Annotated in this window: 20 protein-coding genes and 2 pseudogenes; 13 read left to right on the plus strand and 9 right to left on the minus strand. The window is 69.2% G+C overall.

Annotation, left to right across the window (positions count from 1 at the left end; all coding sequences use genetic code 11):
* Nucleotides 1-91 precede the first annotated feature (91 nt).
* The gene (locus ACFVYK_RS01005) at nucleotides 92-859 is read left to right on the plus strand and encodes a transposase (protein WP_389767107.1); all 768 of its coding nucleotides are present in this window, start codon (nucleotides 92-94) and stop codon (nucleotides 857-859) included.
* Between the two features lie 569 nt (nucleotides 860-1,428).
* Nucleotides 1,429-3,189: a S8 family serine peptidase gene (locus ACFVYK_RS01010; RefSeq protein ID WP_389767180.1), complete on the plus strand. Its 1,761-nt coding sequence runs from the start codon at nucleotides 1,429-1,431 to the stop codon at nucleotides 3,187-3,189.
* A gap of 112 nt (nucleotides 3,190-3,301) precedes the next feature.
* Here the strand turns inward: ACFVYK_RS01010 and ACFVYK_RS01015 are convergent, their stop codons facing one another.
* Nucleotides 3,302-4,441, minus strand: coding sequence for a PucR family transcriptional regulator (locus ACFVYK_RS01015; RefSeq protein ID WP_389767109.1), 1,140 nt, complete (start codon nucleotides 4,439-4,441; stop codon nucleotides 3,302-3,304).
* Nucleotides 4,442-4,528: 87 nt separating this feature from the next.
* On the opposite strand from ACFVYK_RS01015, the gene ACFVYK_RS01020 reads away from it, so the two are divergent.
* Nucleotides 4,529-5,584, plus strand: a complete 1,056-nt coding sequence (locus ACFVYK_RS01020) for a ferredoxin reductase (RefSeq protein WP_389767111.1) — start codon at nucleotides 4,529-4,531, stop codon at nucleotides 5,582-5,584.
* A 7-nt stretch (nucleotides 5,585-5,591) separates the two neighbouring features.
* On the plus strand, nucleotides 5,592-6,710 hold the full coding sequence (locus tag ACFVYK_RS01025; RefSeq protein WP_389767113.1) for a fatty acid desaturase family protein: 1,119 nt from the start codon (nucleotides 5,592-5,594) through the stop codon (nucleotides 6,708-6,710).
* Nucleotides 6,711-7,873: 1,163 nt separating this feature from the next.
* Here the strand turns inward: ACFVYK_RS01025 and ACFVYK_RS01030 are convergent.
* From ACFVYK_RS01030 to ACFVYK_RS01040, 3 genes are all read right to left on the minus strand, one after another.
* On the minus strand, nucleotides 7,874-8,377 hold the full coding sequence (locus ACFVYK_RS01030; RefSeq protein ID WP_389767115.1) for a hypothetical protein: 504 nt from the start codon (nucleotides 8,375-8,377) through the stop codon (nucleotides 7,874-7,876).
* A gap of 2 nt (nucleotides 8,378-8,379) precedes the next feature.
* Entirely contained in the window at nucleotides 8,380-9,654 is a 1,275-nt protein-coding gene (locus ACFVYK_RS01035) for a molybdopterin-dependent oxidoreductase (protein WP_389767117.1), read from the minus strand.
* A gap of 172 nt (nucleotides 9,655-9,826) precedes the next feature.
* The gene (locus tag ACFVYK_RS01040) at nucleotides 9,827-10,564 is read right to left on the minus strand and encodes a flavodoxin family protein (protein ID WP_389767119.1); all 738 of its coding nucleotides are present in this window, start codon (nucleotides 10,562-10,564) and stop codon (nucleotides 9,827-9,829) included.
* Between the two features lie 591 nt (nucleotides 10,565-11,155).
* On the opposite strand from ACFVYK_RS01040, the gene ACFVYK_RS01045 reads away from it, so the two are divergent.
* Both ACFVYK_RS01045 and ACFVYK_RS01050 read left to right on the plus strand, forming a co-directional pair.
* The gene (locus tag ACFVYK_RS01045; RefSeq protein WP_389767121.1) at nucleotides 11,156-11,917 is read left to right on the plus strand and encodes an isocitrate lyase/phosphoenolpyruvate mutase family protein; all 762 of its coding nucleotides are present in this window, start codon (nucleotides 11,156-11,158) and stop codon (nucleotides 11,915-11,917) included.
* 207 nt (nucleotides 11,918-12,124) lie between these two features.
* Nucleotides 12,125-12,233: pseudogene (locus ACFVYK_RS01050) on the plus strand (IS5/IS1182 family transposase); the annotation flags it as partial.
* A 55-nt stretch (nucleotides 12,234-12,288) separates the two neighbouring features.
* On the opposite strand, the pseudogene ACFVYK_RS01055 reads toward ACFVYK_RS01050, so the two are convergent.
* Nucleotides 12,289-12,499 (minus strand): annotated as a pseudogene (locus ACFVYK_RS01055) (RNA polymerase subunit sigma-24); the annotation flags it as partial.
* An 85-nt stretch (nucleotides 12,500-12,584) separates the two neighbouring features.
* On the opposite strand from ACFVYK_RS01055, the gene ACFVYK_RS01060 reads away from it, so the two are divergent.
* Nucleotides 12,585-12,911: a hypothetical protein gene (locus tag ACFVYK_RS01060; protein ID WP_389767184.1), complete on the plus strand. Its 327-nt coding sequence runs from the start codon at nucleotides 12,585-12,587 to the stop codon at nucleotides 12,909-12,911.
* Nucleotides 12,912-12,920: 9 nt separating this feature from the next.
* Here ACFVYK_RS01060 and ACFVYK_RS01065 read toward each other — a convergent pair whose 3' ends face one another.
* Nucleotides 12,921-15,191: a catalase gene (locus tag ACFVYK_RS01065; RefSeq protein WP_389767123.1), complete on the minus strand. Its 2,271-nt coding sequence runs from the start codon at nucleotides 15,189-15,191 to the stop codon at nucleotides 12,921-12,923.
* Between the two features lie 698 nt (nucleotides 15,192-15,889).
* Between ACFVYK_RS01065 and ACFVYK_RS01070 the strand changes: the two genes are divergently transcribed.
* Nucleotides 15,890-16,048 carry a hypothetical protein gene (locus ACFVYK_RS01070; RefSeq protein ID WP_389767125.1) on the plus strand — a complete coding sequence of 53 codons (159 nt, stop codon included), beginning with the start codon at nucleotides 15,890-15,892 and terminating at the stop codon, nucleotides 16,046-16,048.
* A 234-nt stretch (nucleotides 16,049-16,282) separates the two neighbouring features.
* On the opposite strand, the gene ACFVYK_RS01075 is transcribed toward ACFVYK_RS01070, so the two are convergent.
* The gene (locus ACFVYK_RS01075) at nucleotides 16,283-17,170 is read right to left on the minus strand and encodes a hypothetical protein (RefSeq protein WP_389767127.1); all 888 of its coding nucleotides are present in this window, start codon (nucleotides 17,168-17,170) and stop codon (nucleotides 16,283-16,285) included.
* Nucleotides 17,171-17,583: 413 nt separating this feature from the next.
* Here ACFVYK_RS01075 and ACFVYK_RS01080 point away from each other — a divergent pair, with 413 nt between their 5' ends.
* From ACFVYK_RS01080 to ACFVYK_RS01090, 3 genes are all read left to right on the plus strand, one after another.
* Nucleotides 17,584-18,081, plus strand: a complete 498-nt coding sequence (locus ACFVYK_RS01080; protein ID WP_389767129.1) for a hypothetical protein — start codon at nucleotides 17,584-17,586, stop codon at nucleotides 18,079-18,081.
* Nucleotides 18,082-18,259: 178 nt separating this feature from the next.
* Nucleotides 18,260-19,066: a DUF4097 family beta strand repeat-containing protein gene (locus ACFVYK_RS01085; RefSeq protein ID WP_389767131.1), complete on the plus strand. Its 807-nt coding sequence runs from the start codon at nucleotides 18,260-18,262 to the stop codon at nucleotides 19,064-19,066.
* A gap of 264 nt (nucleotides 19,067-19,330) precedes the next feature.
* A complete protein-coding gene (locus tag ACFVYK_RS01090; protein ID WP_389767133.1) occupies nucleotides 19,331-19,531 on the plus strand; it encodes a hypothetical protein in 201 nt (66 codons plus the stop codon).
* A 210-nt stretch (nucleotides 19,532-19,741) separates the two neighbouring features.
* Here ACFVYK_RS01090 and ACFVYK_RS01095 read toward each other — a convergent pair whose 3' ends face one another.
* The gene (locus ACFVYK_RS01095; protein ID WP_389767135.1) at nucleotides 19,742-21,157 is read right to left on the minus strand and encodes an MATE family efflux transporter; all 1,416 of its coding nucleotides are present in this window, start codon (nucleotides 21,155-21,157) and stop codon (nucleotides 19,742-19,744) included.
* 110 nt (nucleotides 21,158-21,267) lie between these two features.
* On the opposite strand from ACFVYK_RS01095, the gene ACFVYK_RS01100 reads away from it, so the two are divergent.
* The gene (locus ACFVYK_RS01100) at nucleotides 21,268-21,792 is read left to right on the plus strand and encodes a PadR family transcriptional regulator (RefSeq protein ID WP_389767137.1); all 525 of its coding nucleotides are present in this window, start codon (nucleotides 21,268-21,270) and stop codon (nucleotides 21,790-21,792) included.
* Nucleotides 21,793-22,618: 826 nt separating this feature from the next.
* Here the strand turns inward: ACFVYK_RS01100 and ACFVYK_RS01105 are convergent.
* Nucleotides 22,619-23,098, minus strand: coding sequence for a CGNR zinc finger domain-containing protein (locus tag ACFVYK_RS01105; RefSeq protein ID WP_389767139.1), 480 nt, complete (start codon nucleotides 23,096-23,098; stop codon nucleotides 22,619-22,621).
* Between the two features lie 110 nt (nucleotides 23,099-23,208).
* On the opposite strand from ACFVYK_RS01105, the gene ACFVYK_RS01110 reads away from it, so the two are divergent.
* Nucleotides 23,209-24,075: an alpha/beta fold hydrolase gene (locus ACFVYK_RS01110; RefSeq protein ID WP_389767141.1), complete on the plus strand. Its 867-nt coding sequence runs from the start codon at nucleotides 23,209-23,211 to the stop codon at nucleotides 24,073-24,075.
* The last annotated feature ends 43 nt before the right edge of the window (nucleotides 24,076-24,118 follow it).

A 24,118-nucleotide genomic window follows, 5' to 3' on the forward strand; every position in this document is an offset into this window, starting at 1 on the left:
TGGCCCGTTCCCGCGATGGCTGTTGTCACCTCGTCCGAGCCGTATCCAGGGGCGTCACGTAGCTGACGGCCGCGAACGAGATGATCTTGCTATGGCTGGTGTGATCACGTCGTCGGAGTCGTCCTGGATAACCCCGTTCACTGGGCTGAGCCCGCGCCAGTTCGGAAAGCTGGTGACGGTGTTACGCCGCGCCGGTGTCGATACGCACCACCGGGGGCGGCCATGGGGATTGTCTCTGGACGACCGGACGCTGCTGGTCACGGCGTACTGGCGCACGAACTTGACGATGCGCCAACTCGCCCTGCTGTTCGGCATCTCAAAGTCCGCAGTCGACCGCATCATCGATCACCTTGGGCCGCTGCTGGCACTGCAACCTCGGCGCCGCTTCGCGAAGGACGCCGTACTCATCGTGGACGGCACCCTCGTACCGACCCGCGACCATGAGGTCGCCGAACAGTCGAAGAACTACCGGTACTCCACCAACCACCAGGTCGTCATCGACGCCGACACCCGCCTGGTCGTCGTGGTCGGACAGCCACTGCCGGGCAACCGCAACGACTGCAAGGCGTGGGGCGAGTCCGGCGCCGAAGCCGCGGTTGGCCGCACCACGACGATCGCTGACGGCGGCTACCCCGGGACCGGACTCCTGATGCCGCACCGTCGCCGCGCCAACGAGGAACTGGCCGACTGGAAACAGGAGCACAAACGCTCGCACAAACAGGTCCGAGCCCGTGTTGAGCATGCCTTCGCCCACTTGAAGACATGGAAGATCCTTCGCGATTGCCGCCTCAAGGGCGACGGAGTTCACCACGCCATGCTCGGCATCGCCCGCCTACACAACCTCACCCTTGTGGGATAGAGGCTGTCGCACACCGCAGATCATTGCGGGACAGCCCTAAGGGCGAGAGCCACAGCTGTACGGGTCACGTGCTTTTTGAGCAATTGCATCCAGAAGTCTCCCTGTCCGGGGCCCCACTGTGACGCCAGTTCGAGCAGACGCCCGTGAGAAACCGCCACTCGGTCGACCGATGCAACTCGTCGTGGTCGACCTCTTCGCGTCACACCGTAGGCGCCTCCCGTGGAAACCAGCCATCCTTTCGAACACCGTCGAAACGTGCTACTGCCTTTGAAAGCGTGATGTCGTCCTGGTGGGCCGAGCGCGAGTCCAGGCCGAGGCGTACGCCAGGACGCGGTCGACGTCGCCGAGTTCCCGGTGCATCCCGACCCCGATGCTCGACATACGTCCTTTTTCAGCCATGCCCCTATAACGTCCCGGCGCGGAAAGGTACTTCCGCACAGGGGCACACGTCTGACATCTTGCGTCCACCACTCGTTTCGTACGGCCCGGCCGGTGCCCTCAGCACGGCCGGGCCGTCTCCGGAGGACGCATTGATACCCCACATATCCAGCCGCCCTCGACGCACGCTGGTGCTGGCGGCCACGCTCGGCGCCGCCCTCGGGTTCGGCGCCCCTGGCGCCCTCGCGGGCACGCTCCCCGTCGCCCCCTCCACCGCGCCGGCCGCCAAGGCCCACGCGACGGCCGCCGTGCCCGCTTCCCAGGGTGCGACCTGGGTGGCCGGCACGCGTGCCTACCTCGTGATCACCACCCCCGGTGACAGTTCGGCGGTCCGCTCCGCCATCGCGGCCAACGGCGGCACCGTCTTCTCGAACTTCGACGCCATCGGCGTGATCGTCGCCCACTCGGCGTCCAGCGGATTCGCGGCCGCCATGCGCGGCGTCGCCGGCGTGCAGCAGGTCGGCGCCACGCGCACCTCGGACGTCCCGGCCGACGCCTACAACCCAGCGCTCCCGGCCAGTCCGGCCCAGGCCTCGACCCCGGCCGGAGAACCGGTCCGGGCCGACATGAGCCAGATCAAGGCCGACCAGGCCTGGGCCGTCAACCCGGGCTCCGCCTCCGTCAAGGTCGGCATCCTGGACACCGGTGTGGACGACCGGCACCAGGACCTGGCGCCCAACTTCAACGCGGCCGACTCGGTCTCCTGCGCCTACGGCAAGCCGGACACCCGTGCCGGCGCCTGGCGGGACGTCGACACGCACGGCACCCACGTAGCGGGCACCATCGCCGCGGCCAAGAACGGCAAGGGCGTCGTCGGCGTGGCCCCCGGGGTGAAGATCTCCGCGGTCCGGGTCGCCGAGCCGGGCAACTCCTTCTTCTTCGCCGAGAACACCGTCTGCGGCTTCGTCTGGGCCGGTGACCACGGCTTCAAGGTCACCAACAACAGCTATTTCACGGACCCGTGGCAGTTCAACTGCCCGGACAACATCGACCAGGCCGCCATCATCGAGGGCGTCAAGCGCGCCCAGGAGTACGCCGAGGGCAAGGGCTCCCTCCAGGTCGCCGCCGCGGGCAACGAGGACTACGACCTCGCCCACAAGACGACCGACTCCGCGAGCCCGAACGACTCGACACCGGTCACCCGCACCATCACCAACGCCTGCCTCGACATCCCGACCGAGCTGCCGGGCGTGGTCACGGTCGCGGCCAACGGCACGGGCGTCACCAAGGCCTCGTTCTCCAACTATGGTCAGGGTGTCATCGACGTCGCGGCGCCGGGCAGCAGCGTGTACTCCACCGTCCCCGGCGGCGGCTACGGCAGCAAGAGCGGCACCTCGATGGCCACCCCGCACGTGGTCGGCGTGGCGGCACTCGTCGCCAGCGCCAACCCGGGCATCACCCCGGCACAGCTCCGCGCCAAGCTGGCCGAGCAGGCCAACGACATCGCCTGCCCCTCGGACAGCCGCTGCACGGGCACGACGGCCGACAACTCGTTCTTCGGCGAAGGACAGATCGACGCCCTCAAGGCCGTCGGGACCACCCCGCCGACCGGCAAGTACTTCGAGAACCTCGCGGACTTCGCCGTCAACGACAACGCGACCGTGGAGAGCCCGATCGCCGTCACCGGTGTGACCGGCAACGCCCCGGCCACCCTCAAGGTGGGCGTGGACATCAAGCACACCTACACCGGTGACCTGAAGGTCGACCTGGTGGCCCCGGACGGCACCGTCTACACGCTGCACAACCACGCCGGCGGCAGCGCCGACGACATCGCCCAGACCTACACCGTGAACGCCTCCTCGGAGGTCGCGAACGGCACCTGGAAGCTGCGCGTCAACGACAACGCCGCCTCCGACACCGGCAAGATCGACGCCTGGAACCTGACCTTCTAGCGCACGGCCCGGCCACGTCCGGGTACAGCACGCACCGCGCCGGGGACAGCTCCCCGCGAGGCGCGCTTCCTGGACCGCTCGCGGACGCGGTCGTGGACGGTCGACGTACGCGTCAGCTGACCCGCAGACCGACCGCCAGCGTCAGTTCAAGGACCCGGTGCGGCGATGCGAGATCCGGAAAGAGCTCCCGCAGCTGCGACATCCGGTACCGGACGGTCTGGGGGTGGACGAACAACGCCGCCGCCACCTCGTCCCGCCTGCCCTGGTGCAGCAGCCACGCGCGCAACGTCTCCTCCAGTCGCCGTGCGGTCGCGACAGGCAAGGTCCGCAGCGGTGCGAGGGCTCGGGCACGCAGGTCTGCGAAAGCGTCCGCGTCGGCGCTCAGCACCAGCTCGGGCAGGTGGTCCTCGGTGTCGCGAATATCAGAGGAGAGGGAGCGCGCGCGTACGGCTCGCGCGTACGAGGCGGACGCACGAGTCCATGGGCGGGGCGGGCCGACCACGGCGGTGCGGTCGGTCAGCTGCCGCGAGAGATGTGCTCGGTCGGCATCGGGGACGAGCAGTACACCGGTGGCGTCCGGCAGATCGTCGAGGACGAGGGTGCTCGGGTCGAGCGCGCGGTAGGCGGGCCGGGCCTGGGCGGCGGGCAGCAGGACCGCGGTCAGCGAGACCGGAGGCTGCCACCCGGCCCGTTGAGCAGAGGCCAGCAGCCCGTCCGGGCTCGCGCCGGCGAGGAGGTCGCGGGCCAGGTGTTCCAGGTGGCGCTCGTGGGCCCTGCCTCGGGCGGCCAGTTCGTCGGCGTGGCCCGCGGCGCTCGCGGCGGAGAGCTCGTCGATGTAGGCGAAGGTCAGCTCGGCGAACTTGGCGACCTCTGCGGCGGGCAGACCTGCGGGTACGGCGCCCGCTGCCAGGCATCGCCAGGCCACACGGGCGCCGACGCGGTAGGCGCTGAGCAGGGCGTCCATCGAACGGCCGTCGCGCACCTCGCCGCGGCCCAGCTCGTAGGCTGCGTCACCGCCGTCGCCGCCTGTGGTCTTCCCGCTCGCCAGGTCCAGGTAGTGCCCCAGGGCGGTGCGGACGGCTCGGCGGATGGTGGCGCCCATGCTGCCCGAAAGGGCGTTGGCGTAGGAGGGGACCTCGTCGATGATCGCCTGGACGATCTCGTCGGCGGTGGTCGTCAGCGCGGTCCGAAGTGCGGTGACCGTCGTCTCATCAAGGGCCAGTTCGCTGGCCCTCCGGATTGCATGGCTCACGTTTTTGTTCCCTGCGAACAATTCAGCCGACCAGATTTACGTCCTGCGGTCAGGACTTTACGCCTTGAGGCGCAGCAAGCTGGAGTCATGACGAGTACAGCCCTCCGCGGCAGGGCGCGGAAACTGCTGGAGATGGTCACGACGCCGCTGCTGCCGTCGGACTACCTCGACCTGGTCAGCCCGCTGCGTGCGGGCGCTGACCTGCGTGGGCGCATCGAGGCCGTGCTCCCCGAGACGGGGGACGCCGCGACCATCGTGATCAGGCCGGGACGGGGCTGGCGCGGCCACACGGCCGGTCAGTACGTGCGGATCGGGGTCGACGTCGACGGGGTGCGCCTGTGGCGTGCCTACTCCATCACCTCGCCGACAAACCGCCGGGACGGCCGCGTCACGATCACCGTGAAGGCGCTCCCGGACGGCAAGGTCAGCAACCATCTGGTCCGCAGGGCGAAACCGGGCACGCTGATTCAGCTCGACCAGGCGACCGGTGACTTCGTGCTGCCGCAGGCCAAGCCCGCCAAGGTGCTCTACCTGACGGCCGGCAGCGGCATCACGCCCGTGATGGGCATGCTGCGCGACATCGAGTTCGACGACGTCGTCATGGTCCACTGCGCGCCACAGCCGCAAGACGTGATCTTCCGCAACGAGCTGCACGATCTGGTCGCGGACAAGAAGCTGCGGCTCACCGAGGTGCACACCGACACGGACGGCATGCTCGACATCGCCCGTCTCGACGAACTCGTGCCCGACTGGGCCGAGCGCGAGACCTGGGCTTGCGGGCCCGCGGGCCTGCTCGACGCCGCCGAGGTGCACTGGAGCGAGCACGGCGTCCAAGAGCGCCTGCACACCGAACGCTTCCGCCCCAGCATCGTCGTCGCCGGCGACGGCGGCGAGGTCACGTTCAGCGCCACCGGCAAGACCGCCGACGCGGACGGCGCCACGCCGTTGCTGGACGTCGGGGAGGAGGCCGGCGTGCTCATGCCGTCCGGGTGCCGCATGGGCATCTGCTTCGGCTGCGTCACGCCGCTCAAGGCGGGCGCCGTCCGTGACCTGCGCACCGGCGAGATCACCGAAGCCGAGCCGGGCGTCCTCATCCAGACCTGCGTGTCCGCCGCGGCGGGCCCCTGCGACATCGAACGGTAGGAGCACCTTGACCGCCATCGACCCCACCGCCCACCTGACCGCGGAGCAGATCGAGGAGCTAGGCCGCGAGCTGGACGCCATCCGCGACGAGGTGATCGCCGGCCGCGGCGAGAAGGACGCCGCCTACATCCGCAAGGTCATCTCGTCGCAGCGCAAGCTCGAGCTGGTCAGCCGGGGCGTGCTGCTGTTCTCGATCTTCCCGCCCGCGTGGCTGCTCGGCACCGCCGGCCTGTCCGTGGCGAAGATCATGGACAACATGGAGATCGGCCACAACGTCCTGCACGGCCAGTGGGACTGGATGCGGGACCCGAAGATCCACTCCACCACCTGGGACTGGGATCACGTCTCGCCGGCCGAGCAGTGGAAGCACTCGCACAACGAGCTGCACCACACGTACACCAACGTGATCGGCAAGGACAACGACCTCGGCTACGGCATCATGCGCGTCGACGAGGACCAGAAGTGGCACCCGTTGCACCTCGGCCAGCCGCTGTGGAACTTCATCAACGCCTGCTTCTTCGAGTACGGCATCGCCGCGTACGACCTGGAGCTCGGCAAGAACCTCAACAAGCGCCGCCGCAAGAGCCCGGAGTTCCGCGCGCAGGCCAAGGCCGTGGGCCGCAAGATCCGCAAGCAGGTGCTCAAGGACTACGTGATCCACCCGCTGCTGTCGGGCCCGTCGTTCCTCACCACGCTCGCCGCCACGTTCACCGCGAACCTGGTCCGCAACGTCTGGTCCCACTCGGTGATCATGTGCGGGCACTTCCCCGAGGGCGTGCAGGTCTTCGAGCGCCGGTCGATCAAGGGCGAGACGCGCGGCCAGTGGTACCTGCGCCAGATGATGGGCTCGGCCAACATCAGCGGCAGCAAGGCCATGCACTTCATGACCGGCAACCTGTCGCACCAGATCGAGCATCATCTGTTCCCGGACCTGCCGAGCAACCGGTACGCCGAGGTCGCGGTGAAGGTGCGCGCGCTGTTCGAGAAGTACGAGCTGGAGTACGTCACCGGGTCGCTGCCCAAGCAGGTGTTCTCCGCGTGGCACAAGGTTTTCCGGCTGTCGCTGCCGAACAAGAAGCCCAACGTCAAAACGCCGGACCGCGAGCAGGAGCTCGTCGCCGCCTGATGCGCGGAACTGGTTCACATTTCCCTGCCGTACCGGCCGTACCGGCGGCATCGCCGGTCTCGGTGAGATCCGTTGCGGACGGTGAGCGGCCGTTACGGCAGCCCGTACGACACGGGATCCGGTGCAGCCAGTGTCCGGCTGCGCTGCTACCGGAGGTGCGCCAGGAGTTCGCCGCACAGCCCCTGACGAGGTGCCGTAGTGCGCTGACCTGCCATGGTCGGGCCGGTAGTCGGGGACGTACGCGCACCCGGCTTGCCGACGGGCAGACTGGGCGGAAGGCATGGGTTGCCATCGACGAGCCGGAGGAGTTGTAGGGAGAGGAGAGGTCGTAGGGAGACGAGAGATGGCGCAACCGGCCGCCGCGACCGCATCTCACCTGCGGCGACGCTGGAAGCGCAGGCCGTTCCGTTGGCCAGCAGGTGGCGTTCAGCTGCCGTACACGCCGTTTCCGGATCGTGTCACCAGAGTTCGGCCTCGTGCCTACCTCACACTCGCGTGCCGGCGTCGCCTCCGTACGCGCCGCGGCTTTGACGCTTTCAGGACTGCTGCTCACGGGGATGGTGGTCGCTCGACCTGCGGCCGCCGCGGATCCGGCGCGAGGCGGTGTGGAGCGACGACGGCATCTACGGCTTCGGCTCCGGCTCCGGAAGCTCCTCCTACGGACATGCCCTCTACAGCGGCACCTTCCCCTGCTGACGCAGAACCCCTGACAGAGCCGCTCGGGGTGGTGCGGGTCTTGAGGTCGCCACCTCGACCCGGACCGTTCCGCAGCGCTGCGCGTCCTCGCCAAGGAGGGCCGCAGACGCCTGATGCGCCTCTGCGCTCACCCAACGCCTCTGCCCCGCCCGGACGCTGTCCGGGCGGGGCAGAGGCGTTGTACGACCACCACCCGTCGCCGAACGGTGTCGCGCCGCATCGGCGTGACTTCGGCGCGCTGGAGAACCGCATCGTAAGGAGGCGCGCCGGAAGGCGGGAGCGGGCGGATGACGCGGGGCCCGAACGTGTCGCGGACCCAGCCGGTTCGCTCTCTTCCTACCCCTCTGGCTGCGGCCGCAGCCTCAAGAGCACGAAGGCTGCTCGCGGCTCGACACGACGGTGGTCACACACCCGTACTGCGGGCTGCCGCTACGTCGTCGGCGCCTGCAACTCCTCCGCGGCGGTCGTCACGGTGCGGCGCCATCTCCTGAGGCCGACCGCTTCCCGTCGGCGCGGCCGAGGCGCCGGCCACGGCGAAGCCTGAACGCGAAGGCAACGGCGGACGCGGTGAAGAGCACGCCCGTGATCGCCAGCCATCGCCCGAGGTAGACGCTGTCGGACAGGCCCGTGTCACCGGGGTAGGGAAGCGCGAGACGGAAGACGAGGGGAAACCAGACCAGCAGGAGCAGACCGGACAGGAAGGCGGGGACGCGCAGGTGGTTGATCCACGGCGCCGACGGAACGTCAGCGGTGCGGTGCCGCAGCACGGAGAGTGCCGACAGATCGGCCAGCGAGTACAGAGGCAGCAGGATCAGGTCGTGGAGGATCGCCGCTCCGACGAACCAGATCGCCACCTCCAGCGGCTGGACGGCGAACAGGCGCACCACGGCGTAACCGGTGAGGGTGAACGACGCGAACAGGACGAGGAGGTGCAGGGGACCGGAGCCGTACCAGCGGACGAATCGCGCCATGGTCACGTCCTGAAAGTGAGCCGGTGAACCCACTTGGTGTTGTTCACGCCCGGGTTGGCCGGAACGATGACGCGGGCCGGGTACCCGTGGTCGAGTGACAGGTCGGCGCCGTTGACGCGGAGGGCGAGCAGTGCCCGGGGATCGCGGATCTGGTTGCCGCGCAGCACCACCCTCGTGAAGGGGCCGGAGGGCTGAATGGACTGGACCAGAACACTTCCCGCGTCGGGCATGCCGACCAGGGCGGCGAGGTCGGCCAACCGCGGGCCGCTCCAGTGCTGGTCCTCGGTGGACCATCCCTCCACGCAGGCGATCGGCAGTGCTGCCGCGTGCCGGGGCATCGCCAGCAGCTGCTCGCGCATGAGGACCAGGGCCGGTCCCCGGCCATGGATCTCCAGCCGCCAGTCCGGGCCGACCAGCGCCGGCGTGACGCCGACGGCGGCCGCCGTCTTGTTGATCTGGAAAGCGTTCGGGCCGCTGCCGGGGTCGCGGTTGTGCGGTGCGAGGAGCGCGGTGGCGCGCAGCCGGCCGCCGATGCTCTGCCCGGCGGTCACGACGAGGAGGAGCAGTGATCCCCCGCCCACCATGCCCAGGGCGCCGCGACGGGTCATCGTCGGCCGGGCAGGGGCAGCCGGGACCAGGCCGTCGGGGTCGGCCGGTTCCGGCACGGTGTGGGCAAGGTCCGTGCGCAGTTCGGCACTCAGGCTGCGCGAGCGCAGGGCCCGCGTCATCCGGCCGAGTCTGAGAGACACATGGACGACGAATGCGGCGATGAACACCCAGGCGCCGTAGAAGTGCAGGCGGTAGAAGGAGCCCGGGAAGACGTAGGTGAGCTGGATGTTGAGGATGCCGGTGACGAATTCGAAAATGACCCCGCCGGCCAGCATCAGGAGGGACAGCCGCTCAAGCGCGTGGGCGACGGAGCGCACCGGAGGCCATGCGAAGAGCTTCGGGATGACCGACCACAGCTTGGCCAGCAGGACCGGGACGAGGACCACGCCCAGGGTCACGTGGACGCTCTGGACCAGCCGGTAGAGCCAGTACGGATGCGTGGGCCAGCTGAAGAGGTAGAAGCCCAGCACGCCTTTGTCGGGGGTCTGGTCGTTGAGCGGACTCAGACCGGGGTTGTAGGACGCGTAGGACAGCAGTCCGGTGGCGAACAGCAGTGGAATACAGATCAGGAGGACCAGGCCGAACACCGACGTCAGCCAGGGCCCGCGGATCGGACTGCGCCAGAACCCTGGCTGGAACGGCCCCGGCGGCGGTGGCGTCTGGCTCACACGGAGTGCCGCAGTACGGGAACCGGCGGACAGCGACGCCACCGCGGCCGCCCCACCGGTCCGCGCGCGCTTCCACCACTCCCGCGCACGCTTCTCGTCCGGTCCCCGGCGCGCCGGCCCACCGGGTGGGGCCGCACCCGGATTCCGCCCACCGCCCGACATCGGCATCCCGCTACCGGTGCTCGGGATTTTCGTGGTCGCGGCGGCAGCCGGCGTCCCAGGCCGTGCGTTGGTTGCCGTAAGCGGGGATGCCCCCCAGGTCCTTCAGCACACGGGCCAGGTGCAGCAGGTTCCAGGTCATGAAGGTGGTGTTGCGGTTGGTGAACTCGTTCTCCGGGCCACCCGAGCCCGGGTCGAGGTACGACGGGCCGGGGCCCGCCTCGCCGATCCACCCGGCGTCCGCCTGGGGCGGGATCGTGTAGCCCAGGTGCTGCAGGCTGTAGAGCACGTTCATCGCACAGTGTTTGACGCCGTCCTCGTTGCCGGTGATCAGGCAGCCGCCGACGCGGCCGTAATAGGCGTACTGCCCGGCGTCGTTGAGGAGGCTGGAGCAGGCGTAGAGGCGCTCGATCACCTGCTTCGTCACGGAGCTGTTGTCGCCCAGCCAGATGGGGCCGGCCAGCACCAGGATGTCGGCCGCCATGACCTGCCGGTACAGCTCGGGCCAGGCGTCCGTCTCCCAGCCGTGCTCCCTCATGTCGGGCCACACACCAGTCGCGATGTCGTGATCCACGGCCCGTACCACGTCGACCTGAACTCCCTGCGCGTCCAGGATGGCGGTGCTGCGGTCGATCAACCCCTGGGTGTTGCTCGTCTCCGGCGAGCGCTTCAGGGTGCAGTTGATCACCAGGGCACGCAGGTCGTCGTACCGCGCGGGCGGTGTGTCGTTCCCGGGCGACGAAGCGGTCACATGGTCCTCCCAGATTCCAGCCCGCGCGGTGCGCGGCGGTGCGTCCGTATCCAGCCTGCGGGCTCCCCCACGGCAGACGCCACCACAGCGCCTCCGAATGGCCTCGGCCGTGCCCGTGCCGCAGCGCGCGTCGCCTCGACCACCCGACGTCCTGGCCCCGAGGCCTCCCGGCCTGGGACGTGGTCGGCGGTCCCGCCGGCTCCGAGGACCGGGTCCGTTTCTTCGACCCGTGGCGGGATCTCGCCCCGGTCGACGCCCCGGCCGCGATCGTCGGCTCCGCCCGTTCGCCTGCGCGCGGTGCTGGCGGCGCCGGGTGGACGTCACGTCCTCCACTCCGGGCAGCTCGACGTGGACGCGCCGCCGCGGCGCCGCTCCTTCGCGTTCCTGACCCGGGTGCACGACCTGCACCATCCCGGTTCGCTGTTGCGGCGGCCGCCGCCCGGTCTGGGCGACGCCGCACATCTCATTCAGTGCTTCAGGGCTTCGGGCGTCCAGACATGGGCCGGCCGCCGCGTCTTCACAGCCGAGCGGATGGCGAGGTGGACCCGTCCGACACCTTCTTTGTGTCAATCCAGGTGTAGCGTCCGTGACATGGACTCTCGCACCACTGTTGAGCGCGCTCAACGCCTCAAGCAACTGCACGCCGAGTACAAGCCGCTCGTGCTGCCGACCGTCTGGGACGTCTGGTCGGCGCGGACGGCAGCGGCCGTCGGGTTCCCCGCGCTGACGATCGGCAGTCATCCGCTCGCCGACTCCCGGGGAGCCGACGACCACGAAGGACAGACCTTCGAGGAGGTGCTCACCGCCGTCAGGCCGATCATCGCCGCGGTCGACGTCCCGGTGTCCGTGGACCTGGAGGCCGGATACGGACAGAAGCCCGCGGATCTCATCGCCGGGCTCATCGAGGTCGGCGGCGCCGGTCTCAACGTCGAGGACACCGTCCACTCGGACGGCGGCCGCGTGCGCAGCACGCAGGAACACGCGAGCTACATCGCCGGCCTGCGCGCGGCCGCCGACGACGCCGGAGTTCCGGTCTGGGTGAACGGGCGCACCGACCTCTTCCTGCACGCGGAGGATGCCTCCGCCGTCCTCGACGAAGCGATCGAGCGACTGCGGGCCCTGGAGCGGGCCGGCGCCGACAGCGTCTACCCGGTGGGTATTCAGGACAACGACGACCTGCTCGCGGCGGTGACCGGCGCCATAGCCGTTCCCGTGAACTCCACGGCCCATCCCGTCAAGCACGATCCCGAGCGCTTCCGCCGCCTCGGCGTCGGACGCATCACCTACGGTCCGCTGCTGCAGTTCGCGATGACGGATGCGATGAAGAACATGCTCGGGTCGTGGACGCCCTGAGGAGCTGATCGAGCGACGGGGCCGGCCGTCGGTGTGCTGCCGGGTGATCGGCACGTCGTCCGGGCCCAGGTCGGGGTACTCGCGCAGGAGCCGCCAGGCGGCCTCCGGGTCGGCCCTCTCCTCGCGGCTCTCGCCCGGCGGCAGGGCGAACTCGAAGCGCTGGCGGGTGGGACCGATGCCGATGGGCATGTGTCCGCGGGCGGGATCGGCAACGGTCCTGGCGGCGGGCGGCCGTGGTGCCTGCCACTGGCGGATCGAGGCACCTGATCGCGGCCTACCACCGCCCCACTCGGCCATGCGACAACTCGCGCCGCTGAGTGAGCGAACCCTTCTGGGTCGGCTCTCGGTCGCCAACCGAGGGTGGATCCCGCTCACCGCGTCACGACGTCGTGCGCGACGCCGTCCGTGATGGCGTGGGGCTTGTCGGGGTTGGCGACGTTGTGGATGGCGGTGATACGACCGTGGGCGTCGAAGTCGAAGGTGACCGGTGGTGGCGATCACCCGGTCCGGGGCGCTGAACACCATGCCCGGGCCGCCGTTGATCTCGACGAGCTCGGCGCGCATGTCGGCGGGCTGGACGCCCTCATCGCGTTGCCTTCCATCGCTCGCTGTTGACGACCAGTGGATGGAAGCTGCGGACCCGTTCGTGACATGAGGTCGATGTGACGTGCACCACACTCGATGCGGCTGCTCGCGGTCCCTGGCACCGGCATCCTCGACATCGTGGCTCCCGCCCCTGGCCCGCCGGCCGGCCGGCGCCGAACTGTTCGTCGAGGAAGGAGCGCACGTCTTCATCCAAACCCGGCGGCAGGAAGCACTGGACGACGCCGTCGAACTGATCGGCCGCAACGTCACCGGCGGCCAGGGTGACGCAACCGACCTGGACGATCTGGACCGCTCGTACGACACCGTCAAGCTTGTACGACACCGTCAAGCAGGAAAAGGGGCGTCCGTACTCGGGCCCGCCGTCCGGACGACAGCGGGCCCGAGCTGAACTGAGGGGTCAGACGGCGGTGGGGAAGCGATCCCAGACCCGGTGACGGGCGAGCAGCGGAGTCATCTCCGTCAGCACCTGCTCGCCTCCCTCCGCCAGAACGACGCCGGGGGCATCCACCGGTACTCCGGCCGCTTCCAGGACCGCTTGGGCGCCCGCCCAGCCGCCGACGGGCTTGGCGTGCCGGAACGCCTCGGAGATCAGGAGCGGCAGGCGGGCGTCGAGCACCGCCTGACCGCGTCCGGGGATGCCCGCCTTGGCGTCCCGGGCACCGTAGGCGTCGCCGGCGAGGCCGGGCGTTCCCGCGATGACGAGAGCGTCGAACTCGACCGAGCGCGCGGTGGCGAAGGTCCGCTGGACGGTAACGTCGCTGTCCGCGCCGAGCGTGCCGCCGGACGGTGCGACGACCAGCGGGACCATGCCGGCGTCCAGCACGGCTTGGCGCAGTGCGCGCACGCCCTCGGTGTCGGCTGAGCCGTCGGCGACGATACCGATGATCCGGCCGTCGGCGGGCCATTCCCCGCCGACCTGGGACAGGGCCGGGCTCGGCCGCACGTCGGCCGGCGGCTGGTCGGCTTCCACGGCGGGCAGCCCGAGCCCCTCGGCCACCCGGGCGCACAGCTCGGCGTCGATGTTGGCCAGTGCGCGCAGCTGCCGTTCCTTGATGGCGTTGCTCCAGCACTTGCCCAGCTCGAAGGTGTAGGCGGCGATGATGTGCTCGCGTTCCACCGGGGACATGCTCAGCCAGAACTGCCGGGGCTGGCTGAAGTGGTCGGCGAAGCTGGCCGGTGCCTCACGTACCTTGCGCCCGGCGGGCACGGTGACCGGTGTCTCGATGAAGGCGCCGGTGTCGGCCCCCGCGAAGAACGGGCAGCCGCCGTCCAGGGAGTTGGGCTTGTACGGAGCCACTCCGCTGTGCACGGCCTGCTGGTGGAAGCCGTCGCGCAACATGTCGTTGACGGGGGCGTGCGGCCGGTTGATCGGGATCTGGTTGAAATTGGGGCCGGCCAGACGTGTGATCTGCGTGTCCAGGTAGGAGAAGAGCCGGCCCGCCAGCAGCGGATCGTCGGTGACGTCGATGCCGGGCACCAGGTGGCCGACGTGGAAGGCGACCTGTTCCGTCTCAGCGAAGAAATTGCTCGGGTTGCGGTTGAGAGTCAGCAGGCCGACCGGTTGCACCGGCGCCAGTTCCTCAGGGACGATCTTCGTCGGGTCGAGGAGATCGATGCCCTCAAAAGTCTGTTCCGGTGTGTCCGGGAAGACCTGGATGCCGAGCTCCCACTGCGGGTAGGCGCCGCTCTCGATAGCGTCGGCGAGGTCGCGGCGGTGGAAGTCGGGGTCCACACCGCCGGCGATCTGGGCTTCCTCCCAGACCAGGGAGTGCACACCCAGCTTCGGCTTCCAGTGGAACTTCACCAGCGTCGTCTCGCCCTGCGCGTCGACGAGGCGGAAGGTGTGGACCCCGAAGCCCTCCATCGTCCGGTACGAGCGCGGGATCCCCCGATCGGACATGTTCCACAGGGTGTGGTGCTGGGCCTCCGTGTGCAGGGAGACGAAGTCCCAGAAGGTGTCGTGTGCGCTCTGGGCCTGGGGGATCTCCCGGTCCGGGTGCGGTTTGCCGGCGTGGATGACGTCGGGGAACTTGATGGCGTCCTGGATGAAGAAGACCGGCATGTTGTTGCCGACGAGGTCGAACACGCCTTCCTCGGTGTAGAACTTGGTGGCGAAACCGCGGGTGTCGCGCACCGTGTCGGCGGATCCGCGCGACCCCAGAACGGTGGAGAAGCGCACGAAGACGGGGGTCTCGGTGTCCTTGCGCAGGAACGCGGCACGCGTGACGTTCTCGGCGGTGCCGTAGGCCTGAAAGACCCCGTGGGCGCCGGCCCCGCGGGCGTGCACCACGCGCTCGGGGATGCGCTCGTGGTCAAAGTGCATGATCTTCTCGCGCAGGTGGTGGTCCTGCAGGAGAACCGGTCCCCGGGGACCGGCCTTGAGGGAGTGATCGCTGTCGGGGAGCCGCGTGCCCTGGGCAGTGGTCAGGTAGGGGCCGCTCTGCGCTTTGCGGGTAGGCTCCGCGCCCGTCGGCTGACCCGTGGGGCTGACAGTCTCCGGGGTGCCTTGGTCCGGCTTGGGCGGGAGCGGCTCGCGCGGCTCGACGGGCTCCTCCACCGGGACATTCCCAGACGACGGAGCGCCGGGGACGCCTTCGGCTGGACCGTCGTCGCTCACGGCCTGGGCCACCTTCTCGGCTGCGGCTTTGAGCGGGTTTGGCTTCGACATCGTTTTCCTCCGTGCTCGGGGACGGCATGACCGTCATGACGAGCCATAACCGCCGCGGGCGGCGGCATAACGGGCACGCCAGAGACCTCCGTCCAACGCCTCACGGCACTGTCCGGCCGTGTTGTCGACGACGCAGGTACCCCTGTGAACGCGTTCTACGTGATGAGCCGGCCGTTGATCTGGCCATCGGGCCGCTACGGCGGAGTCGGCTGGTCCACACGGGTGTCCAGGACCCACCGCGGACTCGCGAGCTGGTCACGAACCGATGTCCGGGCCCGCCTCCGCGAGGCGATGCCGCACAGACTCGACGACGCCGGCCGGATGCCGTCGCCCGCGTCAGCCCGCGCCACCGCGCCTTCGGGCCAGCGGACGAGCGGGCCAGCGGGCCAGCCGACAGCGGGCCAGCCGACAGGTGGGTCGATAACGGCTCACCGTGCGCTTGGCCGCTGCTTGGCCCGCCCCGGTCGGTGAACCTACGTATGCGATTACGTAGTTCTACTGGTGCCTTCGGAAGGCAGCGTTGGAAGAATGGCCCATGAGCTTCCTGACGGAACCGTGGTGTCGCCGGGAGCTTGCAGCCTTCCTACAGGACAACCGTCGCCGGCGGTCCAACGGGGAGCGAACGCTGTTTGGTCATGAAGCCCAGCTGAACGTTGGAGAGTCATCCGTTGGTTTCCAAGATTCGTGTCCTTCTGGGCATGCTCCTGCTCCTGGCGCTGGCCATCGGCGCCATCGCCCTGCTCGCGGCCATGAAAGCCGATGCCGTCTGGTTCACGATCGTTCCTCTCGGCATCCTCGTTACCGGCTCGACCTTCGCCCGGTTGTCCGGTTGGTTCGACAAGAAGGCCGGTGGCTGACCTGACGGCTCGCAGTTCGGGGTCTGGTCTCCGAGTGGATGACCACGCGGGTGAGGTCGGCGGCACGTAGCAGCGTCACCACCGACTACGGATCAGAGCCGCTTGCTTTGCAGTCCCCGGAGGCAGCGGCTCTCGGCACGGAGCGTAAACATGCACCGCTTCCGTACCCTTGCGCGTGCTGGTGTCGGGATGCGGTGCACGCACTGTCAGCCTCCCGACCACGGCCCCCCTGCCTCATGCGCTCCCTTCGCTCAGGCGGCCGACTGCCCATGGCATGAGTTCCTTGGCCACCGCAAGGCTGAATGGCCTCACCAGCGAACGCAGTTCCGCGCAGGCCGCGGGGCCGAGCGTGAGGTACGGGAGGGCAGCCAGCCTGTCGGTGGAGTGCTCGATCTCCGCCCTGCGCCGCGCACCGTCCTCGGTCAGGGCGAGGTGTGGTCCGTCGTCGAGCCATCCACGCTCACGCAGACTGTGCACGGCCTGGTCCCACTGCTTCGGCGTCCATGCCCGCGAGTCGCGCAGCACCCCTGCGTCGACGTCGCCTGCGGCGCCATGCGTGACGAGAGCTTCGATCCCGCTCAGTCCGGCGGTCAGCAGTGTCCCCACGTGACCGTCGCCGCGGAACTCCCTCAGCAGGGTCTGCGCATGCCAGAGCACGAGGTGGGGAGCGCTCGGCCAAGGCAATGCGGCGTGCGCGGCGAAGAGGGGGCGGCCCTGCGGGTGATCCACCGTCACCTCGGCTGCCACGCGGGCCAGTTCCGCTGCGCGGATCATCGCCGGTGAGGTGACCTCCGCGCCGAGGATGCGACGGAGCGTGGCATCGATCCCTGTGACCCGGGCAGCGGCGAACTGCTGCGGGGTGGCGACCTCCCATGCCGCGGGTATGGCCCGGCGTACCAGTTGTGGATTGAAGTTGTAGAACGTGGCGATGACCAGGTCCGCTGAAGCGGCGCCGAGCGCGGCCGAGCGGGATGCGAAGTAGCCCGTCCTGGGGTCCACACCCAACTCGTCGTAATTTCCTGCGGCTTCGGGCGAGAAGTAGACGGCCCCGTGGTAGGGCTCGAGAGTTCTCCAGGTCTCGCGCGCGAGGGCGAGGCTGTCGCGGTCCATGTTCTGCGTCATGAGCGGCTGTCCGTCCCGTGGCGGATGAAACGCTGGTGTTCATCGAGCACATGACGGCGTATCGACACGGCCAGTCGTACCGTCTGGTCGGTACGCTACCGGAGTGCGGCTCCGGCGACTACTGCCCTGACCCGTTCTCTGCGCCGGTTCGCGATGTTCCGTGAACGGTTGCGTCGGCGGTCCCGGCAGCAGCGAGGTTCGCGTCGAGCCCGGAGCCGTCGGCCCGCAGGCGGACAAGCGGCGCACCCGCCCATCGGGGCGACCAGTACTGGGAGCTCCGGATCTTCACGGCCCGACCGTAGGCGTCGGGCCCGTGCCGTCGGCCGTCGACCCGTCGTCCGGGACGCAGGTGCAGTCAGTGTCACCCAAGACGGAGAGCGGTGTCACTGACCGAGACGAGGGAAAACGGAGGGTTGATCACGAACCCGACGGCCGGGTTCATGACACCGGAGGAGATCTTCGACGTGGCCTTCATCGCCTTCGACTCCGCCATCGCCAAGGGTGGCCGCACCGCCCGGGGCACCGGCCGGAGTTCCGTTCCTCTCCGCCGCGCCCAGCGTCTGCAGGGCCGCGTGCTCGTGGGGGCGGGCCTTGTCCTGCTGCCTTGGCTGGGCTACCTCGCCGGCGCCCTGCCGGCCGGCGGGGCCACCGCCTGGGTCGGCCTCGACGCCCTGGAGGCCGCCGCACTGCTCACCGCCGGCAGCCGTGTGCTGCGCGCTGACGACCGTCTCCGTGCCCCCGCAGCGGCCGCGGCGATGCTCCTCGCCGCCGACGCCTGCGTTGATCTCGTCACCTCCGCCGACGGCCCGGAACTCCCCGTCGCCATCGCGATGGCCGTCATCGCGGAACTCCCTCTCGCCGTTCTGTGCGCCGCACTTGCCGTACGCCCGCCGCGGAGGCACGGACGCTGAGTCGCCGGCAGTACGGTTCTTGAGGCCTCGTCCGTGATCGAACGGACGGCCGGCGGGCAGGCGGATCCGACCGCGGCCGTCAGGCGTTCCACTCGATGGCTGCGACGTGGGAGAGCGTCTGCCGCACCCGACGGACGGTCGCCGCGTCCGGGGGTGAGGCGTGACACGGGTCGGGCCCATGACGGTGCCGATCGGGGGCATCCGCAGGGGCATGGAGACGAAGCCGACGCGGGACGTGCTGCTGGTGATCGGTGTGCTGACGATCCTCCCCTTCGTCGTGTCCTGCGACGCACGCGCGGAACACGAGGGAGCCGGTGGAGCGGCCGCGGCGGGCTCGCCCGCTCTCCTGCGGTCGGGGACCCGTCTCGTCATCACCACCGAGAACGGGCTGATGCTGCGCCCCGCCGATGGACGTCGTGTGAGTGTGGACGATCGCGTCGACGGTGATTGGTCGCATGACGGCGACACCTGGACGTTGTCCCTGTCCTGCGCGAACCGGGAGCGGGAGCAGGGTGGGAAAGCGTGCCCGAGGATGCCCATCGTGGAGGTCCCGAACGACATGGGTGTCACGGTCAGCGCCCGCAACGCGGGAGTGGACGTCGCGGGACTCGCCGCCGCGCTGGACATCACCACCGTCAACGGCGATGTGACGGTGACGCGTTCCGGAAAGGACGACGAACCGTTGCTGTTGGCCACCCGCAACGGTTCGGTGCGGGCGACGGCCCTCGACGCGGGCCGCCTGCACGCGACGACCACCAACGGCGACGTGACCCTCGCGTGTGCCACCGCGCCGTCGGACGTCACCGCCGCCACCACCAACGGCTCGGTCGGGGTCACCGTTACGCAGGACTCCCCCGCGTATCGGGTCACGGCAGGCACGAACAATGGCCGGACCGCCGTGGGGGTGCCCAGGACCCACGACCCCAAGGCCCCGGGCATGAAGCTGACGACGGTCAACGGTGACGTCGACGTACGCCTCCGCTGACCCCGCCGGCCTCCTACGACACGGGCCGTGCGTCCCGAGAGGCGGGCAAGCGTGCCGCGTTCGCAGGGAAGGCACGCCCGCATCTCACGTTCCTGTCCTTCGCTCCAGCGTCGGCGGCTTACCGGCTCCGCGCGCATCCAGGATCCGCAGCCGGGTGCGCCGATCACGACGTGCTCAGACCCGAAGTCCCGCACCAGACCACCGCCGAGAAGGTGGTCGCCCGCCAGCCGGAAACCGCGGTCGCTGTCCGCGGGCGGCCCCAGCATGCTCCGCCGGGTCAACGAGCCACGGGACATCTGGAAAGAGATCCAGGACCTCGTCGACCGGTGGCGGGCCGCGTGCTCCCCCGACCGCTACCGCCTCTTCTTCGACGCGGACGGCGGGCAGCGGGCCGCGTCCGACTGCGGACGCCTGTCCTGGCACCTACCCGTCCCCCACCCGCTCGATGAGGGAGCCACCTCGTGACCTACCCCTAGGGGCCCTTTCCGGGCCTCCCACCGGAGCACGAGAAGATGTTCGAGGCCGCGGCGTCGACCTACCCTCGCCACCGCCCAGGTCTGCCGGACGTGGCGGCGCGCCTGCTCGCCGACACGCTGCGGACCGACCGTCCCCGGTGCCGCTCGGCCTGGGCACCGGAACCGGGCAGGTGCCCGTCGCGCTCCTCCAGCTGCTTCATTAGGCAAGTCGGTTGTCGGGGGAAGGGCTGTCGGGTTTTGCGACGGCGATCTGCAGCCGACTGCTGTCGCAGTCTGTGACTGTCGGATGTTCCGTGCGCCTATACATCCTGGCGATGGCTGCGCACTGAAGTGCCATGGCCAGCGCCACGGCCAGACAGATTCCGGGCAGCCCCGAACCCGACAGGCTGTATGCAAGTGCGAGTTGGAGTGCCACGCCGCACACCGTGATCCGCGCGAGGGCGGCGCTGCCACCGCTGCCCTCGAACACCCCGCCCAGCGCGATGAAGCAAGCGAGAAGCACCAAGTACGGTCCCAGGCAGCGCAGATAGAGCGCTCCCGCCTCGGCCACCTCTCCCTCGCTGCCGAATGCACGCATGATCCACGGCCCGGCTGCGAGCAGTATCAGCAGGGCCGTGAATCCTAGCGATCCGGCGAGGAGCAACACCTGCCGTCCGATGGCCCGTCGCTCGTCGCGTCCGGCGCCGAGTAGATGGGCGGTGCGGATGGCGGCAGCCTGGCGTACCGCGTAGAAGGCCATGGTCGCGACGTACATCGCCTTCGTCGCGATCCCGTACGCGGCGACCTCGCTGACGCCGATCCGGGCGACGATGGCGACAAGCGCGAGCGCCCCCGCCATTCGTACGACGAAGTCGGCCGACATGGGAAGCCCGGTCGCAGCGGTCCTGCGCGCATCGGCGCTGAGCGAACCGGCGCGGTTCGGGGCTGCCTGGGCTACCTGGGCTACCTGGGCTACCTGGGCTACCTGCCGCAGTACGCCGTTGCGGCGCAGCGCCGCAAGGCCGCAGATGAGCGCGACTGTCCGGCCCAGCACTGTCGCGATCGCCGCCCCACGCACCCCGAGGTCGAATCCCACGATCAACAAGGGATCCAGCCCGAGAATCAGGCCGTTCGCGAGGATCGCCAGCTTCATTGGGGTGCGGGTGTCGCCCGCGCCTTTGAGAATGCCGTCTACGACGTTGGTGGCGAAGAACACCGCGATTCCTGGCAATGCGATCGCGAAATAGCCAGTGGCGAGGGGCAGCGAGTCGCCGCCGCTGCCGCCGAGAACGAGGTGGGCGAGCGGTTCGCGGCACAGGTATCCACCGATCGCGACCAGGGGTGTGACGAGTGCCCACAGGACCCATCCGCCGCGCACGGCGGATCGCATCGCTGCCAGATCCCCCGCTCCTCTGGCTCGTGCGACGAGCACAGTCGTGCCCGAGCCGGCGACAAGGATGACGCCGAGCAGCAGGTTCTCGACATTCGTGGCGACAGCCACCGCGGCAACAGCGCTCCCGCCGAGCCGGGCCACCCAGACCATGTTGATGATCCCGGCCGTGACCCCCGCGAGTAGCTCGAAGTAGACCGGATACGCGAGCGACACCAGCCTGCGTCGGTGTTCTGCTGCCCCCATGACTGCACCCCTCTTTTCGTTGTACCTCTAATCGAGGTACAACGAAAAGAGATAGCATGGCAGGACGGGACGGACAAGCGCGCCGACAGGCACAGGAAGGAGCTCGGGGCATGCTGGAGCTGTCGATTCTGGGTTTCCTCTTCGAAGAGTCTCTGCACGGATACGAGGTGAAAGCCCGCATCCAGGGCCTCAGTGGCCACATCCGCCCAGTGAGTGACGGAGCGCTCTATCCGGCTATCTCCCGGCTCGTGAAAGCGGGTCTGATCAAGCAGCACACCGAGCCTGGAAGCGGTGCCGCACCCCGCCGGATCCTGTCCCTCACCGAGGCGGGCCGCACCGAACTGCTGGCCCGATTGCGGCACCCCACGGAGGCCGAAATCACCGATGGGCAGCGCTTCTTCACTCTGCTCGCCTTCCTGCACCATCTCCCGGACCGTGCCGAGCAGGCTGCGGTGCTGCGTCGGCGGCAGACCTTCCTCAACATCCCGGCGAGCTTCTTCTACCGCGAAGGCGAGCCCGTACGAGCCGAGGAAGCGCCCAGCCTCTTCCAGCAGGGCATGCTGCGCATCGCTCGCGCCACCGGCACCGAGGAAAAGAAGTGGCTGGCCGAGGCCCTCGGAAGCCTGGAAGGTTGAACACGGGCCGATGGAGGCGCTACCCCGCCGACAGTCCGTTGTCACCCCGCGCCACCATGGGATGGGATGTGCCCATCTCCAGCCGGGCATTCGTCCCGTTCCTCTCGGGCCCGGAAGCCGGGGGACCTGCTGAGCAGCCGCGAGTTCCGCGCGGGTCTGCTCCAATTCCAGCCCAGCTCGGTGGCGGCGCGGAGCAGGGCGGGAACCCGTTCCCGCTCCGGCGAGTTCCGCTTTGATCTTCGTCAGGGCTTCGCGCAGCACAATGTTCTCGTCGGCCATGCTCGGGACGACCTGCGGAGTGAAGTTCTGCGCCTTGGCCCGCGCCCGGAACTCGTCCACGACCTCTTTGTGATCGCCGTAGACAACGTCGCGCCGAAGCCCGCACTCGGCGATCAGCTCGGTCCCCGTGAGCTTTCCGACGGGCGAGCGCAAAGGCGTCCCGGCCAGAAGGCGTTCTGCGGCGGCGCCTATTTCCTGACGTTCGGCTTCGCGGTCTCGGCTCTTTCGCGTCATGCGACCCGACCGCCTTCCCTGTGCGTGACTTCCGGACGTGACGCCTCGTGCTGCTCGATCACCGCGCAGAGCTGCGCCGTCTGTGCGGCCGCGGCGCCTGCGGATCGGCGGGGGGGGGAATCGCGACGCCGCCATCGGCGGGGATGAAGGTGGAGCTCACCCAGCCCTGGAGCCGCTGCAGCTCACGCTTGGTCTTGCTGGAGCGGAATCGTCATGGGTTTCCTCGGAGACAGTGACGGTCTGCACGCCCACCGACTGCGGGATGTACTCGACGCCACTCCCCCGAGCACCCTGCGGCGGAGCACGGTACGGGTCAGCGGGTGCGTTCGTAGTGGCGACGTGCCTTTTCGCGGTTGCCGCAGACGGCCATCGAGCACCAGCGGGCACGGTTGGCACGGCTGCGGTCGAGCAGGAAGAGCCGGCAGTCGTCGTTGGCGCAGGGGCGTAGCCGGCCGGGCAGTTGCTTCTCGGTGGTGGCCCAGGCCAGGACCACCTCGACGGCCAGCCGGGCGTGCGGAGGAGTCTTGATCATCCACTCAAGACCGTCCGAAGTCATCTCCGGGATCTGGTGGACGCCTTCGAGCAGTGGGCCAAACGCGGCGGGCGAGCTGTCTCCGCGCACTACGTCCCGAAGGATGTCCCGCGTCTCGCGCAGCATCGCCAGTTCCGCGAGGTCGCCTTCGCCGCCGTGCTCCCGCGCCCAGCGTCTGCCTGCGGCCGGGTCACCGAGCGCGTCCTGTTCCTTGCCGTTCACCAGTGGCCTGCTGTTGAGCAGGTCCAGCAGCGTGTCCATCGAGCGCCACTCTCCTTCTAACCATGTCGAAGCGTTTGACAGGTTAGCTCGGTCCATGCTTGCATGCACGACGAGGAACTAACCAGATAAAGCGTTTAAAGGGGTTAGAGATGAGCTCGGTGCACCACCGGACCGCCACCGTCGACGGCCATACGATCTTCTACCGCGAAGCGGGCCCCGCTGACGCCCCGGCGATCGTCCTGCTGCACGGCTACCCGACCAGCTCGTTCATGTTCCGCGAGCTCATCCCGCTGCTGGCCGACGACTACCACGTCATCGCGCCGGACCACCTCGGCTTCGGCCACTCCGACGCCCCCCTCGCGGGAGAGTTCACCTACACCTTCGACGCCCTCGCCGAAATCACCTCCGGCCTGCTCGACCAACTGGGTTTGGACCGCTACGCCCTCTACGTCCAGGACTACGGGGCCCCCATCGGATGGCGCCTCGCGCTCAAGCATCCCGAACGGATCTCCGCCCTCGTCACCCAGAACGGCAACGGTTACGAGGACGGTTTCGTCGACTCGTTCTGGTCCGACGTCTGGGCCTACGGGGCGAACCCCGGCCCCGACACCGAACCCGCCGTCCGCGCCGCACTGGGCGTCGACGCCATCCGCTGGCAGTACGTGCACGGCGTGCCCGACCCGAGCCTGGTCAACCCGGACACCTGGGAACACGACTTCGCCCTCGTCTCCCGCGAGGGCAATGACGAGGTCCAGCTGGCACTGTTCCGCGACTACCCGAACAACCGCCCGCTCTACCAGCTGCTGCACGAATTCCTGCGCACCAGCGAAGTCCCCGTACTCGCCGTGTGGGGCCGCAACGACGAGATCTTCGGCCCGGCCGGCGCGCGAGCCTTCGCCCGTGACGCCAAGGACGCGGAGGTGCACCTGATCAATGGCGGTCACTTCCTGCTGGAGAGCCACCTGGACGTCGTAGCGAGTTACCTGCGCGGCTTCCTCGGACGGGTGCTGGGATAAGCGGGGTGGGGGCCGCAAGCCGAGCCCCCACAGGCCACCGCGC

This window comes from Streptomyces sp. NPDC058291 (assembly GCF_042880855.1).
Classification (GTDB): Bacteria; Actinomycetota; Actinomycetes; order Streptomycetales; family Streptomycetaceae; genus Streptomyces.

Excerpts from the sequence above, each read along its gene's own strand:
- ACFVYK_RS01005 (WP_389767107.1), top strand. The coding sequence starts at position 92 with ATGGCTGGTGTGATCACGTCGTCGGAGTCGTCCTGGATAACCCCGTTC.
- ACFVYK_RS01020 (WP_389767111.1), top strand. The coding sequence starts at position 4,529 with ATGACGAGTACAGCCCTCCGCGGCAGGGCGCGGAAACTGCTGGAGATG.
- ACFVYK_RS01030 (WP_389767115.1), bottom strand. The coding sequence starts at position 8,377 with ATGGCGCGATTCGTCCGCTGGTACGGCTCCGGTCCCCTGCACCTCCTC.
- ACFVYK_RS01045 (WP_389767121.1), top strand. The coding sequence starts at position 11,156 with ATGGACTCTCGCACCACTGTTGAGCGCGCTCAACGCCTCAAGCAACTG.
- ACFVYK_RS01065 (WP_389767123.1), bottom strand. The coding sequence starts at position 15,191 with ATGTCGAAGCCAAACCCGCTCAAAGCCGCAGCCGAGAAGGTGGCCCAG.
- ACFVYK_RS01070 (WP_389767125.1), top strand. The coding sequence starts at position 15,890 with ATGCTCCTGCTCCTGGCGCTGGCCATCGGCGCCATCGCCCTGCTCGCG.
- ACFVYK_RS01075 (WP_389767127.1), bottom strand. The coding sequence starts at position 17,170 with ATGACGCAGAACATGGACCGCGACAGCCTCGCCCTCGCGCGCGAGACC.
- ACFVYK_RS01085 (WP_389767131.1), top strand. The coding sequence starts at position 18,260 with ATGACGGTGCCGATCGGGGGCATCCGCAGGGGCATGGAGACGAAGCCG.
- ACFVYK_RS01090 (WP_389767133.1), top strand. The coding sequence starts at position 19,331 with ATGCTCCGCCGGGTCAACGAGCCACGGGACATCTGGAAAGAGATCCAG.
- ACFVYK_RS01095 (WP_389767135.1), bottom strand. The coding sequence starts at position 21,157 with ATGGGGGCAGCAGAACACCGACGCAGGCTGGTGTCGCTCGCGTATCCG.
- ACFVYK_RS01100 (WP_389767137.1), top strand. The coding sequence starts at position 21,268 with ATGCTGGAGCTGTCGATTCTGGGTTTCCTCTTCGAAGAGTCTCTGCAC.
- ACFVYK_RS01105 (WP_389767139.1), bottom strand. The coding sequence starts at position 23,098 with ATGGACACGCTGCTGGACCTGCTCAACAGCAGGCCACTGGTGAACGGC.
- ACFVYK_RS01110 (WP_389767141.1), top strand. The coding sequence starts at position 23,209 with ATGAGCTCGGTGCACCACCGGACCGCCACCGTCGACGGCCATACGATC.